The organism is Flavihumibacter sp. ZG627, from assembly GCF_000814325.1.
Taxonomy (GTDB): Bacteria; Bacteroidota; Bacteroidia; order Chitinophagales; family Chitinophagaceae; genus Flavihumibacter.
In genome coordinates this window covers 355,197-368,500 of the sequence record NZ_JPHF01000004.1, presented here as the reverse complement: position 1 = coordinate 368,500, position 13,304 = coordinate 355,197, and the positions used below count along the sequence as shown (strand labels likewise).

Genomic DNA, 13,304 nt, shown 5'->3' with positions numbered 1-13,304 from the left:
TCCTGTTGAGAGTGTTACTTGTCATATCGTGGATACTTATAATAGCTGTAGTGTTGCCCTTTGTAAGGGATGACTACTGGATTTTTCGCATATTCGAATATCCCAGGTACCAGAAATTCCTCCTGCTGCTCCCTTTTTTTGCTGCTCTTCTCTGGTTTGGAGAATACCGCAACTGGTTTCACCTCTCCACCATGATCTTATTGGCACTTTCCATCATTTACCTGGCATATAGGATTTGGCCTTACTGGCCTTTTGCTGAAAAGGAAATGAAAGATATCGTCTCCACTTACAGGGCAAATCAAGTGAAAGTGATTTGTGCAAATGTGCTGCAGGAAAACAGGGAGTTTGATCGCCTTTATCAACAACTAAAAGAGCATGAGCCAGATATCATTTTTCTCCTTGAAACTGACCTCAAATGGCAGGATGCAATGGATGAAAAATTGAATAAAGCATATCCCTATACCCTCAAAATGCCATTGGATAACACCTATGGATTATTATTCTATAGTAAAATGCCGCTGGAAGGAGGGAAAATAAATTACCTGGTAGATCCTGATGTACCATCCATTGAAACGATTGCGGTGTTGCCTTCAGGCCAGCGTATAAAAATATGGGGGCTCCATCCTAAGCCACCCGTACCAGGTGAAGATGATCGATCAACTGCAAAAGACAAAGAACTCATGAAGGTGGCACTTTTGGCAGAAAAGGAAAAACTGCCGGTAATGGTGATGGGTGATCTGAATGATGTAGCGTGGAGCTATGTAACTGAATTATTCCGCAAAACAAGCAGACTGCTTGATCCAAGACGCGGACGCGGCTTCTATAGTACCTTTTCAGCTAAAAGCTGGTTCATCAGTTTCCCGCTGGATTATATTTTCTGCTCAGCTGATTTTGGTCTGATAAATATGCAACGGCTGCCTAAGAACGGATCAGACCATTATGCCATAGTTAGTCATTTTGAATACAAACCTGTTTTGAAAAATATTCAGGAAGAGCCCCAGGCCGATCCCTCTGAAAAAAAGGAGGCCATTGAAAAAGCCGCAAAGCCGCAATGATGGAAGTATATGACAAAAATCAGGTAACATATCTGGGCATTCCTCTGTAGTTTCAATTAATATTTATAGCCATGAAAAAATCAGCTTTACTGCTGCTCGTACTCTTCATCACAACAGTTGCGACAGCCCAAAAATTCAAATCTTTATTTAATGGGAAAGACCTTAGCGGGTGGAATATCCATGGTACTGAAAAATGGTATGTAGAGGATGGAAACCTTGTGTGTGAGAGTGGTCCCGATAATCAATATGGATACCTTTCTACCGATAAGCAATATAAAAATTTTGAATTGCGGCTTCAGTTCAAACTCGAAGCCAACGGAAACAGTGGCGTATTCATCCGCTCCAGTATTGATGGTACAAAAATTAACGGTTGGCAGGTTGAGGTAGCTCCACCCGATCATCATACAGGGGGCATCTATGAATCATACGGCAGGGGATGGTTAATTAAACCTACACCGGCAGCCGAAAAATTTCTTAATGCCAATGGTTGGAATAAAATGCGCATCCTTGTTGTGAATGATGAAGTGACTACCTGGTTGAATGGGAATAAAATGGTCAATATCAAAGACGAAAAGATAGGGGCCGGTAACGGATTCATTGCGTTGCAGATCCACGATGGTGGTGGTATAAAGGTTAGATGGAAAAAAATCGAGATCAAGGAATTGAATTAAACCGAAAATATTATAAGCATGTCAAACAAAAGAGATGCCTCCCGGAGGAAATTCATCCGGAATTTTGCTACTGCAACTGCTGCCCTTGCTACAGGGCAGGCCGTACTGGCAACAGAACGTGAACCTGCATTTTTTAATATTCTACACCGTAATGGGTATGCAGCCAATGATACTATAAATATTGCCCTGATTGGTGCCGGCATCATGGGGGTGCAGGATGCAATAACTGCGTTAAGAGTGCCTGGTACCAAAATCATTGGTGTATGTGATCTTTATAAGGGGAGGCTATCTGAAGCAAAAACACGCTGGGGTGCTGATCTTTTCACCACCCGCAGTTATAAGGAAATGCTCAGCCGGAAAGATATCGATGCGGTGATCATTGCCACTCCCGACCATTGGCACCAGCAGATTTCTATTGATGCGATGCGCGCAGGTAAACATGTTTACTGTGAGAAGCCAATGGTACATTCCATTGGTGAAGGGCCGGCTGTAATTAAGGCACAGAAGGAAACAGGAAAAATTTTTCAGGTGGGTAGTCAGGGGGTTTCCTCACTGGGTAATGAAAAGGCAAAGGAGTTACTGAAAGATGGTGCGATTGGTGAATTGAACTATGCCGAAGGTTTCTGGGCAAGACATTCTCCAACCGGTGCCTGGCAATATCCAATTCCGGCAGACGCGTCTCCTGAAACTGTCGACTGGGAAACGTTTATCAGCAATACAACAAAACGTCCATTTGACAAGACCCGCTTTTTCCGCTGGCGCAATTATACCGATTATGGTACCGGCATGTCAGGAGATCTGTTTGTGCACTTATTTTCAAGCCTGCACTTTATAACTGATTCATTTGGCCCCGAAAAAATATATTCGTCTGGTGGACTCCGTTATTGGAAGGATGGTCGCGAAGTCCCCGATGTATTGCTTGGCACTTTTGATTATCCACAGGCCAAAGCTCATCCCGCATTCAACCTTTCCCTCCGATGCAATTTTGTTGATGGAACCAGCGGCACTACTTTTTTGAAACTTGTAGGAAGTGAAGGTTCCATGGATATAACATGGGATGATGTAACACTCAAAAGAAATAAAGCTGTTGAATCGGATGATCCTTTCTTCATTGAACAAATGAAAAAAGCCGGCACGCCCGTCACAGGTCGTAAGCGTATACTCCCGCCTGAGGAATATACTTTCAAGGCAGAAAAAGGATACGAAGGTGGCCCATATGACCATTTTGTAAATTTCTTTGAAGCAATCAGGAAAAACGGGAAAGTAGTTGAAGATGCTGTGTTCGGGTACCGTGCCGCAGCTCCTGCATTATTATGCAATGACAGTTATCATCAGGATAAGGCCATGCTGTGGAATCCTGAGAAAATGGAACTGGTAAAGACTAAATAGTTAAGTGTCTGACACATGTTCGGAACTTGTTCGAATATATGTTCGAACATATGCTTAACATCTGTCAGACACCTTAGGTAAGCTTTCCCAATTGTTGAAGAACAGCCCTAAGGTCTTTGGGCACAGGAGCCTCCAGTGATACTGTATTGCCGGTCATATCTGTAAAGCGGAGTTCTCGTGCATGGAGAGCAAGGCGGTTCAGCAAAGGTTTCTCTTCCAGTACATCCTTACCTAGTTTATATTTCTTCTTTATCGCGGAAAGCATTACAGGTTTACCATCACCATATAATGGGTCACATACTATTGGGTGGCCCATATGTTTCATGTGAACCCTTATCTGGTGTGTACGCCCGGTAAGAATCTTGAATTCCATCCAACTGTATTGTGAGAATGCATCCAGCAGACGGAAGGCCGTAATTGAAGGCTTGCCCTTCCTAACAACAGTCATCAGACCTTTCTTTGCCGGATGTTCGCCAATAGGTTCATCAATAATACCCTCTTCTTCATATACCCTGCCAAGTACAAGGCCATTATAAAATTTTTCGGTGGCTCGTGATTCAAACTGTTGTGATAAAAAACGATGTGTAGTTTCATTCTTTGCAAATACAATAACACCGCTGGTTTCCTTATCAAGACGATGTACGGTAAGAATTGAACCATAGCGTGCAATGAGTATATCTTTCAGGGATGGCTCTGACTGCTCGCGGTCGGGAATTGATAATAGTCCCGCTGGTTTATTGATGGCCACATAATCATCCGTTTCGGATAGTATCTCCAGTTTATGTTTCATTCGATTCCTTCCTTGAGGGGTCAATTATTTTTTCGCACTTTTGTTGAAATGCTTAAGCAGGCGTACTTCTCTTTCATTGAGGAATCGCCACTTACCACGGGTTACGTTCTTCTTTGTAAGACCAGCATACATCACCCTGTCGAGACCACGAACATCATATTTCATATGCTCAAAAATCCTGCGGACGATTCTGTTCCTTCCGCTATGTATCTCAATCCCGATCACGGTTTTATCCTTTGGATCCGCATAACCCATAGCATCCGGCGTTACAAAACCATCCTCAAGGGTAATACCATTTGCTATTGTATCAAAATCATGTTTTGTAAGTGGCCTGTCTAAGGTTACCTCATAAATCTTTTTAACCTCATGCTTTGGATGGGAGAGGGTTTGGGCAAGATCACCATCATTGGTAAAAAGCAACACCCCGCTAGTATTGCGGTCGAGCCGTCCAATAGGATAAACCCGCTCAGTTGTAGCAGTCTTTATGAGATCAAGGACAGTCTTACGACCTTGAGGATCTTCGGTTGTGGTGATATAATCCTTAGGCTTGTTCAATAATATATAAACAAGATTCTTTGAAATAGTTATTCTCTTTCCATTGAGCTTGATCTCATCTTTATCTGTCACCTTAAAACCCGGCTCTGTAACTGCTTTCCCATTAACGGTTACACCACCTTCTTTTACCAGGGAAGCAGCATCTCTACGCGCACATATACCACAATGTGCAATAAATTTATTCAGGGGCATCTGTGTACCCGCTGATTGAAGGTTAGGATCACGATCCCGATAACTTGTATTGTCAGCTCCTGTATTCTTTTCAAGCTGGATGGCTGTCCTTTTCGGGGAGGACCTTCCTGGTGCCGGAGCAGGCGCATTTCGGGGAAAATGGCCCTTTCGAGTTTCTGCCTGATTCGAACGCTCTTTACGCTTTTCATCAAAACGTTGGTCAATGGCAGAAGATCGCTCGTTTTTCTCTTCCCTTCTTTCTTTACGGTACTGTTCCTTCACAGTACCCGCTTTCTTTTTGTTCGCGAATTTCTCGAACCCTTTGGGTTGCTTCATATTTTTGTATTTACTGTTTTTCAACAGGGATGGTTGCAAAAATACAAAAGACAGCTGTTAAAGCTGCCTTTTTGTAGGTTTACGAGCGTTCGGAGTCGCCACCATTCACCTCATAATCTGCCGGTGAACCAGGCGCATAGGGTGTATCGTAATTATTTGACTGTTTTTTTCGGACCTTTTTCTTTCCTTACTCTTTTCAGTATTTCCTGCTGTTCGGGGCTAAGAATTGCTTTCATATTACTGCGATGCTCCTCTGCCAGCGCCTTCATTTGCTTGCGTTGCTCTTCCTGTGCAAGCGTTTCATTGGCTTTTATGAGGTTGGTCTTCGCTTGGAAATCCTTATTAAGTTGATCCATTTTAGCGCTTTGGTCTGCACTCAGGTTCAACTGAGTCTTCATTTTCTCCATCCTGGCACCCGACATTTTTTGCCTTTTCACAGAGCGCTCGGCCTTTTGCTTCTCAAGCTGCTGACGCTGTTCAGGGGTCAGAATAGCCATCATTTCCTCCCTGTGCTCTTTTCGCAAAGCTTCCATTTTAACTTTCTGCGCTTCTGTTAGCTCAATTCCTTTCATACGTCCACCTTCGCCATTGCCATGGTGCATGCCATCACGGCCGCTTTCCTGGGCAATAGCCATCTGCATGCCCATTCCCATCACTAAAACTGTCAGTATTCTTTTCATATGCTATGCATTTACTACATAGACCAAAGGAAATGTAACAGGTTTAATGCTTTTGTTAAAAGGTAATGTTAATGCCTTCACCCTTTATTTGCCAACTGGCCACAAGCGGCATCGATGTCTTTTCCCCGGCTCCGGCGCAAACGAACATTTACCCGATGCTTCTCGAGATACCGCATAAATTCCATGGTCTTCTCTTCATCGGGCTTTTCAAAAGATGCCAGTTCAATAGGATTGTATTCTATAATATTAATGAGATCTGCTGGTACCTGCCGGTAAAGTTTTACCAGTTCATCTGCATCCTGGATAGAGTCATTGAAATCTTTGAAAAGTATATATTCAAAGGTGATTTCATTTCCGGTTTGCTGATAGAAATAATTTAATGCATCAATCAGTGAACGAATATTATTCGTGTCATTGATCGGCATGATCTCATGACGCTTTGCATCATTGGCGGCATGCAGGGAGAGAGCCAGTTTGAACCTTACTTTGTCATCACCTAACTGCCTGATCATTTTGGCAACACCGGCAGTGGAAACAGTAATACGCCTTGCACTTATGCCCAGACCTTCCGGTGAACTTATCATCTCAATGGCTTTCAATACATTCTTGTAATTGAGTAATGGTTCGCCCATTCCCATGAACACAATATTGGTAAGTTTCTTACCATATACTTTTTCACTCTGTTCATTGATTAGAACCACTTCATCAAAGATCTCGTCAAATTCCAGATTACGCTTACGATCCATATATCCCGTAGCACAAAATTTGCAGCTGAGTGAACAGCCTATCTGGGAAGATACACAGGCAGTTTTGCGATCATCGGTAGGAATAAGTACTCCTTCAACAAGATGACTATCAAAAGTGCGAAACCGGCTTTTAACTGTTCCATCACCACTATGCTGGGTAACATCATGGATGAGAGCCGGAAGGCTAAAATGCTCTGCAAGCCTTGCCCTCAGCTCTTTGCTAAGATTGGTCATGTCTTCAAAACTCCTTACATGCTTCGCCCAGAGCCATTCGTACACCTGCCGGGCACGGAATTTTTTCTCGCCCAGCTGTTCAAAATAATGCTCAAGCTCCTCCCTGGATAATTGCCTGATATTCTTCTTCCCCATTGTTACCATGACGCAAAGATACTAGCCTCCTTCGGGCATTGAGAAAACTTTAACACAGATTAATTATCTAGTAGGTTACACTTATCCATATTTCACTTTAAGCTGTATGATACAGTTCATAATTTGATGTTACACCAAATGCCTTATACTATGTTTACAAGAACATCCTTTTTCACCTGCCTTTTTTTTGTCACATTGGCCGGTGGGAGCTCCTGCAGCCTGGTTGCCCAATCGCACCGGCTTGAGCACGATTATGATGAAGGTTCCAAAGAACGCCGGCTTATTGTGAAAGTTCCGGATGGTTATTTGTCTGAAAACCATCAAAAGCTTGAGGAAGGGTACATGGTACGCACCTTCCATTATCCCGATGGTGCCTCTTTTTTTATTGCCTGTAAAGAGATCTCCACTTACCCGGTGCCTACTATCGAAAAAAGTGCCGATGTAATGACCGCATTATTAGCCAGGATGGGTGGTGAAGGTGTAGGAACAAGTGCAGAAGGCACACATTGGCGCCGCACATTAAAGGACGGATTTGTGGTGGGTTTTTCTGATGTTGATCCAAAACGGCTGGATCTTTTTAATAAATCGGTCAAAACCGTCAAATGCGGCAAGTGAAGTTATCAGGAGGCCTTCCATCATTTTGGAAGGCCTTTTATATAGTTGCATAAAATAATATTAGCCAAATCCCTAAATTGTAGAAACACCTGTTGTATGAAAATTAAATGGCTCTTATGCTTCTTTTTAATCGCCTCTATCTCAAGCCTGCATGCTCAGCAGGACAGTACCAAAAAGTCAGTGCCGGCACATTTTGACTTTATTGGGAAATACTCCTTCCCCGTAGGTAGTGTTGTTCCGCATGTAGAAGTGGTGGGAGATAGCCTTTCGGCTCTTAGCATGAATTCAGAAGCTGGTTCATCTCCTATGGTTCATACGGAAGGCGATAATTTCGAAATCACCAGTTTCAGTGGTACGGCCAGCTTTAAAAGAAACGATTCTACCAGGCAGGTTGTAGCCATTCATATTGAAGCGATGGGTTATATATTGGATGGCGAAAAAGATAAAAATGGTTCCGAATTCACCTGGAAATTTCTATTAAAGCCCTCCCTTCATACCGTTGCCAGCATCAATCATTCAAAAGCAAAGCTCGAAAGCGCCGACTGAGTAATTGTTTCCTGAATACTCCTGCCCAGATCCTTTACAACGCAATTCCCTTCTTCCAACTCCTTGCTGCCGAGGATCACGATAAAAGGGATTGATTTTTTATCAGCATACTTAAACTGTTTGTCGAATTTGGCCGATTCGGGGTAGATTTCACAACGTATGCCCTTGTTCCTTAGCTCTTGCATGAGTGTATAAGCTCGTCTGCTTTCCATTTCGCCGAGGTTAAAGAACAGCACTTGTGTTCCCATATGTACTCCGGCGGGAAATAAACCCAGCTCCTCCATCACATCATAAATACGGTCAACGCCAAAACTGATACCCACACCAGGAACATTGGGCACGCCAAATAATCCAGTCAGGTCATCATACCTGCCACCTCCACCGATACTTCCCATCTGTACACCCTTCGCCTTGATTTCATAAATAATTCCCGTGTAATAATTGAGTCCGCGTGCCAGGGTGAAGTCAAGTATTATGGATGCCGATAACGAATTCCCATTATCTGGTTGATGGTAACCCAGTACAAATTCCAACTCCCTGATTCCCTCCTTTGCCTCATTATACTGGCCCAGCAGTTCCTGCACCTGTTTCAGTTTTTCTTCATTATTTCCGTTCACACTCAGGTATTTCCTTATGGTATTGATCTGTTCCTCGCTAACTCCCCGCTCTGCAAGCTCCTGGTTCACCTTCTCAAGTCCTATCTTATCCAGTTTGTCAATTGCTGTAGTGATATCAACCAGCTTATCTACTCCTCCACAATGCTCTGCCAGCGCCGCCAGTATCTTTCGGTTATTGAGCCTGATCTCCACTGCTATTCCAAGAAGTTGGAAAACGGTAGCGTATATGGCAGTGAGTTCAACCTCATTTAGCAGTGAATTACTTCCCACTACATCAGCATCACACTGGTAAAACTCTCGGTAACGACCTTTCTGTGGCCTGTCCGCCCGCCATACCGGCTGAATCTGGTACCTTTTAAAGGGAAGGGTTAGTTTCCCATAATTCATGGCCACATATCGGGCAAAAGGAATGGTTAGGTCATAACGTAAAGCCCTTTCCGTAAGGTTCTTATCATTTTTTCCTGACATAACCTGATCGAATGCTGCACGGGAGCGATCGGCGTTTTTGGGATCATTCAGTCCATTATTAAGGATCTTGAAAATCAGCTTATCCCCCTCCTCACCGTACTTTCCCATCAGGGTATCAAGATTTTCCATGGCTGGAGTTTCCAAAGGCTGGAAACCATATGTTTCAAAAACCTGCCTGATTGTGCTGAAGATATAATTCCTTTTTCGGACGGTTTCCGCGCCAAAATCGCGGGTTCCGGAAGGAAGGGAGGGCTTGGACATTATGGATTAGGGTTTGAAATTTGTGGATTTATAGTTTTCTTTTTCAGTGCTGTTCTTATAATTTCTTCGCAGGCGCTCTCAATCAGCGAATAAACAGAATGGTACCCGGGTTCCGTGCCATACCATGGATCAGGCACATCCTTATTGCAGGATGGTTCCAGCACATTTAATAACAGGTCTGCCCTGGTAGGGTCAAATTCATGCCGGGCAATATGCTTTATTTCGTCCATAACATCAGATGCCATAGCATAAATCAAATCATAATGCTGGAAATCCGATGCCCTGAACCTTCTGGCCTTTTGACCACTGATATCTATCCCATTGAGCCTTGCTACTTTTTGAGACAGGAGGTGTGGGGCTTCGCCAACATGATAGCCGTTGGTTCCTGCACTATCAACAGTCCAGTTCAACCCCGCCTCACTGGCTTTTTGCTTCAATATACCCTCCGCAAGCGGGCTTCTGCAAATATTGCCCAGGCAAACCATCAGAATCTTCATGCCCGCAAAAATAAGGTAGATTGTTTTATGGATTCCATTTCAGGAGGCATCTCAGCAGTTGATTATTATTTTTCCTAACTTGCCTCTCCCGGATAAATGAACCACTTTATTATGGCCTCAGACTCACAGGATAATAGAAGAAAGCAATACAGCCTGATGCGTTCCATTCTCGATTATGGAATGGGAGGCCTGATCCTGCTATTTGGAATTTTCTTTCTTTTTTCAGAAAAACTTGGATTTAGCTTTGATATGGAGCCGATTTTCAAGTATTTTTTCTCTTTCCTATGTATTGTCTATGGAGGTTGGCGCATCTACAGGGGATACCAAAAGAATTATTATTCCGAATAATAACAATGAAAACGTTTATGCATAGGCGTTTGATACGAATAACGATCGCTGCCTTATCTGTACTGGTGTTCAGTCATTGTAATAATGGCCGCGAAGCAGTATACCGTAATGACACCCTTACAAGTGGCACTATTCATATTAGCGTTGATGAATCATTCAAACCCGTTATTGATTCCCAGATCAAAGTCTTTGAATCTTCTTATCCGGATGCTCATATAATTGCGCATTACAAGCCTGAAGCTGAATGCCTGAAAGATCTTCTGGTTGACAGCGTTCGTATGGTGATTGTTACAAGACAGTTGCTTCCGGTAGAAGAACAGAGGTTAAAAGACACTTTACGCTTTATACCCCTGCAGGCAAAGATCGCTTATGATGCGGTTGCATTGGTTGTAAATAAAAAATCGAAGGATTCTGTATTTGACATGACTGATGTAAAATCATTGTTAAAAGGAACCAGTGGATTTAAACTAAGGCCGGTTATGGATGGTCTCACAGCCACCAGTACCGTACGATACGCGCTCGACTCATTATTAGGTGGTCAAACGCTAGGCAAAGAAGTCACCGCCGCAACTTCCAGTCAAGGCGTTATTGATTATGTTGCACAGCATAAAGATGCTGTTGGATTTGTTGGTGTTAACTGGATTGGAAACCCTGAAGATGCCACACAGCTTAGCTTTCAGGATAAAGTTACCATCGCGTCACTGCGCTGTTTGGTTTGTCCGGAAGAGACATATGTCAAGCCTTATCAGGCAAATATTGCTACGCTTCGCTATCCTTTGGTACGGGGATTGCATTATATTTTAAAAGAAAATTATGAAGGATTAGGAAGCGGATTTGCTAATTTTCTCATCTATGAAAGAGGCCAGCTGATTTTCAGAAGAGCTTATCTCTGGCCTGCAAGAATGCAATTCGAATTAAGGAATGCAGGGATCGATGAATAACTAAAGTGGACAAAATATTTAACAACTCGACTAAAAAAACAGCAAACGACAATGAAGAAATCCTTTTACAGCCTGGTAATAGCCGCAGTAATGTGTGGAAGTTCCCTGTTCGCGCAGAGTGTTGACCAGGGAAAGAAATTCTTTTATTACGAGCGGTACAAGAGCGCAAAAGAAAATTTTGAGAAAGTTCTCGCCGCTAATCCAAATGATCTCAATGCCATCTATTGGCTGGGACAAACCCTCATTGAGATGAAGGATGTTCCCGGTGCCAAAGCAGTGTACGCGAAAGCTTTGGAAACCAACGGGAATGCACCCCTTTTACTTGCTGGTATGGGTCACATTGAGTTGTTGGAAGGCAAGAAAGATGTCGCTCGTCAGCATTTTGAAACCGCTATTTCCATCAGCAAGGGGAAAGATGGCTCCGTGTTGAATGCTATCGGTAATGCTAACGTTGACTCAAAAGATGGTGATGCCAATTATGTGATCACCAGGCTTACTCCCTACACCCAGGACAAAAAATTTAAAGATGCGGAGACCTGGTTACAGATCGGTGATGCATACCGTGTATTGGTAGATGGTGGCAACGCTGTTACAGCTTACCAGAAGGCGCTTGCTATTGATCCAACATTGGCGGCTGCTAAACATCGTATTGCAAGGATCTACCTGACACAAAAAAATCCGGAATCTTTTCTTCCTGCATATGAAGAGGCTATTGCCCTTGATCCCAACTACGCTCCGTCAGTATATGACCTTTATGTTTACTGGTATGATCGTGATATCAATAAGGCAAAGACCTACTATGATAAGTATCTTACCATTTCTGATCCGGATCCGAAGAATGATTATGATAAAGCATCCATTCTTTATGCATCGCGGGATTTCATGGGTGCTATTAATTCAGCGAAAGGTTTCATTAGTCAGTTGGGTGATAAGGCTGATCCGCGCTACTATAAACTTGCAGCATACTCTTATGATGAACTGAAAGATTCCGTTAATGCAAAGGATTATTTAGAGCAATATTTTGCAAAGCAAAAAACAGAGGATTTCGTTCCTAAAGACTATGAGTTCCGTGCGAAGATGCTGAGTAAATTTCCTGGTAACGAAACAGAAGCCTTTGCCAGTTATGAAAAGGCGATCGCAATGGATACTGCTTATGAAAGCAAGCTTGAATTACTGGAAAATGCAGCAGCATTTGCCAAATCAAAAGGTAACAGGGCTGCAGAAGCACAATTCCTTGGACAATTATACCAGACCAAAAAGACCCCAAATAACGTGGATCTTTATAACTGGGGTTTTGCGAATTACCAGGCAGGTAATTATAAGTCGGCCGATTCATTGTTTACTCAATACACGGAGAAATATCCTAACGAGATATTTGGTTACCTCTGGCGTGCACGCAGTAACCAGGCAATGGATACAACAATGGCGCAGGGTTTAGCGGTACCTCACTATGAAAAACTGGCAGAAATGGCACGCAGTCTTGATTCAGTGAAATACAAGGGTCAGGCAATCTCATCCTATTTCTACCTTGTTCAATACCACAATGATATTAAGAAAGATAAAGCTACCGCGCTCCGTTATGTTGATAAGGTTCTTGAAGTTGACCCGGGCAATGCTGATGCTATCAGAATTCGTGATATCCTGAATAAATCCCCGCAAAAGAAAACGGCCGCTAAATAGCGAATTATTTTAATACAATATGTTTAATGATCCCCGCCACTGGCGGGGATTTCTTTTACATCATCATCTTGCCAATGAACGGGCTTAACTTATTTTCAGTGTTGCACTTTTATTCGGGTGGCTAACGTATTTTTGCGGCTACAACAATACAAAGGCATGAATCTTTTCTTTTTACAGAATGCGGTTTCAGCCAGTTCCGCAGTTAATTACCTTCCCATTGCTTTACAAGTACTTTGCGCTGCTGGTTTTGTTGCCCTTACACTTGGAATATCACCTTTCCTGGGCCCAAACCGTAAAACAGCTGAGAAACTCGAGACTTATGAAAGTGGTATCCACTCTGTTGGAAATGCCCGTCAGCCTGTGGCCATCAAATATTTCCTTGTCGCGATCCTTTTTGTTCTGTTCGATGTTGAAGTAATATTCTTCTATCCTTATGCAGTTAATTTCCGTGAACTGGGATGGAATGGTTTTTTGGCAGTGTTAATGTTCGTTGGTTTTTTCGTATGCGGCTTTTATTATATTATTAAAAAAGGCGCTTTGCAGTGGGAGGATTAAACAAAAAGTAAATT

At 43.0% G+C, this 13,304-nt stretch carries 15 protein-coding genes; 9 read left to right on the top strand and 6 right to left on the bottom strand.

Annotated features, from left to right (window positions below):
* The first annotated feature begins 11 nt into the window (after positions 1–11).
* The 3 genes from HY58_RS11150 (at position 12) to HY58_RS11140 (ending at position 3,115) form a co-directional block, all read left to right on the top strand.
* A complete protein-coding gene (locus HY58_RS11150) occupies positions 12–1,055 on the top strand; it encodes an endonuclease/exonuclease/phosphatase family protein (RefSeq protein ID WP_253271556.1) in 1,044 nt (347 codons plus the stop codon).
* A gap of 71 nt (positions 1,056–1,126) precedes the next feature.
* Positions 1,127–1,726 (top strand): DUF1080 domain-containing protein, encoded by a 600-nt coding sequence (locus HY58_RS11145; RefSeq protein WP_039131763.1) that lies wholly within the window; start codon positions 1,127–1,129, stop codon positions 1,724–1,726.
* Positions 1,727–1,744: 18 nt separating this feature from the next.
* Positions 1,745–3,115 carry a Gfo/Idh/MocA family protein gene (locus HY58_RS11140; RefSeq protein ID WP_039131761.1) on the top strand — a complete coding sequence of 457 codons (1,371 nt, stop codon included), beginning with the start codon at positions 1,745–1,747 and terminating at the stop codon, positions 3,113–3,115.
* Between the two features lie 73 nt (positions 3,116–3,188).
* On the opposite strand, the gene HY58_RS11135 is transcribed toward HY58_RS11140, so the two are convergent.
* The 4 genes from HY58_RS11135 to rlmN all read right to left on the bottom strand — a co-directional run bounded on the left by HY58_RS11135 (position 3,189) and on the right by rlmN (position 6,771).
* Entirely contained in the window at positions 3,189–3,905 is a 717-nt protein-coding gene (locus HY58_RS11135) for an RluA family pseudouridine synthase (RefSeq protein ID WP_039131758.1), read from the bottom strand.
* A 24-nt stretch (positions 3,906–3,929) separates the two neighbouring features.
* On the bottom strand, positions 3,930–4,967 hold the full coding sequence (locus HY58_RS11130; RefSeq protein ID WP_039132083.1) for a pseudouridine synthase: 1,038 nt from the start codon (positions 4,965–4,967) through the stop codon (positions 3,930–3,932).
* Positions 4,968–5,119: 152 nt separating this feature from the next.
* Positions 5,120–5,647 (bottom strand): hypothetical protein, encoded by a 528-nt coding sequence (locus HY58_RS11125; protein WP_039131756.1) that lies wholly within the window; start codon positions 5,645–5,647, stop codon positions 5,120–5,122.
* A 77-nt stretch (positions 5,648–5,724) separates the two neighbouring features.
* Positions 5,725–6,771, bottom strand: a complete 1,047-nt coding sequence (gene rlmN, locus HY58_RS11120) for a 23S rRNA (adenine(2503)-C(2))-methyltransferase RlmN (RefSeq protein ID WP_039131753.1) — start codon at positions 6,769–6,771, stop codon at positions 5,725–5,727.
* 141 nt (positions 6,772–6,912) lie between these two features.
* Between rlmN and HY58_RS11115 the strand changes: the two genes are divergently transcribed.
* Together HY58_RS11115 and HY58_RS11110 are read left to right on the top strand one after the other, a co-directional pair.
* Entirely contained in the window at positions 6,913–7,377 is a 465-nt protein-coding gene (locus HY58_RS11115) for a hypothetical protein (RefSeq protein WP_039131750.1), read from the top strand.
* A 96-nt stretch (positions 7,378–7,473) separates the two neighbouring features.
* Positions 7,474–7,923, top strand: coding sequence for a hypothetical protein (locus HY58_RS11110; RefSeq protein ID WP_039131748.1), 450 nt, complete (start codon positions 7,474–7,476; stop codon positions 7,921–7,923).
* Here the strand turns inward: HY58_RS11110 and hisS are convergent.
* Positions 7,890–9,269, bottom strand: a complete 1,380-nt coding sequence (gene hisS / locus HY58_RS11105) for a histidine--tRNA ligase (protein WP_082022140.1) — start codon at positions 9,267–9,269, stop codon at positions 7,890–7,892. The genes HY58_RS11110 and hisS overlap by 34 nt on opposite strands.
* Positions 9,269–9,766, bottom strand: a complete 498-nt coding sequence (locus HY58_RS11100) for a low molecular weight protein-tyrosine-phosphatase (RefSeq protein WP_039131743.1) — start codon at positions 9,764–9,766, stop codon at positions 9,269–9,271. Before HY58_RS11100 ends, hisS begins: the two co-directional genes overlap by 1 nt.
* Positions 9,767–9,877: 111 nt before the next feature.
* Between HY58_RS11100 and HY58_RS19625 the strand changes: the two genes are divergently transcribed.
* The 4 genes from HY58_RS19625 (at position 9,878) to HY58_RS11080 (ending at position 13,290) form a co-directional block, all read left to right on the top strand.
* Entirely contained in the window at positions 9,878–10,114 is a 237-nt protein-coding gene (locus HY58_RS19625) for a hypothetical protein (RefSeq protein WP_172644648.1), read from the top strand.
* Between the two features lie 17 nt (positions 10,115–10,131).
* Complete coding sequence (locus tag HY58_RS11090; RefSeq protein ID WP_039132081.1) at positions 10,132–11,055, top strand: substrate-binding domain-containing protein; 924 nt, start codon at positions 10,132–10,134, stop codon at positions 11,053–11,055.
* Positions 11,056–11,106: 51 nt separating this feature from the next.
* Complete coding sequence (locus tag HY58_RS11085; protein WP_039131739.1) at positions 11,107–12,735, top strand: tetratricopeptide repeat protein; 1,629 nt, start codon at positions 11,107–11,109, stop codon at positions 12,733–12,735.
* A 156-nt stretch (positions 12,736–12,891) separates the two neighbouring features.
* The gene (locus tag HY58_RS11080; protein WP_039131736.1) at positions 12,892–13,290 is read left to right on the top strand and encodes an NADH-quinone oxidoreductase subunit A; all 399 of its coding nucleotides are present in this window, start codon (positions 12,892–12,894) and stop codon (positions 13,288–13,290) included.
* Positions 13,291–13,304: the final 14 nt, after the last annotated feature.

Excerpts from the sequence above, each read along its gene's own strand:
- HY58_RS11130 (WP_039132083.1), bottom strand. The coding sequence starts at position 4,967 with ATGAAGCAACCCAAAGGGTTCGAGAAATTCGCGAACAAAAAGAAAGCG.
- HY58_RS11140 (WP_039131761.1), top strand. The coding sequence starts at position 1,745 with ATGTCAAACAAAAGAGATGCCTCCCGGAGGAAATTCATCCGGAATTTT.
- HY58_RS11085 (WP_039131739.1), top strand. The coding sequence starts at position 11,107 with ATGAAGAAATCCTTTTACAGCCTGGTAATAGCCGCAGTAATGTGTGGA.
- HY58_RS11110 (WP_039131748.1), top strand. The coding sequence starts at position 7,474 with ATGAAAATTAAATGGCTCTTATGCTTCTTTTTAATCGCCTCTATCTCA.
- HY58_RS19625 (WP_172644648.1), top strand. The coding sequence starts at position 9,878 with ATGGCCTCAGACTCACAGGATAATAGAAGAAAGCAATACAGCCTGATG.
- rlmN (WP_039131753.1), bottom strand. The coding sequence starts at position 6,771 with ATGGTAACAATGGGGAAGAAGAATATCAGGCAATTATCCAGGGAGGAG.
- HY58_RS11115 (WP_039131750.1), top strand. The coding sequence starts at position 6,913 with ATGTTTACAAGAACATCCTTTTTCACCTGCCTTTTTTTTGTCACATTG.
- HY58_RS11125 (WP_039131756.1), bottom strand. The coding sequence starts at position 5,647 with ATGAAAAGAATACTGACAGTTTTAGTGATGGGAATGGGCATGCAGATG.
- HY58_RS11135 (WP_039131758.1), bottom strand. The coding sequence starts at position 3,905 with ATGAAACATAAACTGGAGATACTATCCGAAACGGATGATTATGTGGCC.
- HY58_RS11100 (WP_039131743.1), bottom strand. The coding sequence starts at position 9,766 with ATGAAGATTCTGATGGTTTGCCTGGGCAATATTTGCAGAAGCCCGCTT.
- HY58_RS11145 (WP_039131763.1), top strand. The coding sequence starts at position 1,127 with ATGAAAAAATCAGCTTTACTGCTGCTCGTACTCTTCATCACAACAGTT.
- HY58_RS11090 (WP_039132081.1), top strand. The coding sequence starts at position 10,132 with ATGCATAGGCGTTTGATACGAATAACGATCGCTGCCTTATCTGTACTG.
- hisS (WP_082022140.1), bottom strand. The coding sequence starts at position 9,269 with ATGTCCAAGCCCTCCCTTCCTTCCGGAACCCGCGATTTTGGCGCGGAA.
- HY58_RS11080 (WP_039131736.1), top strand. The coding sequence starts at position 12,892 with ATGAATCTTTTCTTTTTACAGAATGCGGTTTCAGCCAGTTCCGCAGTT.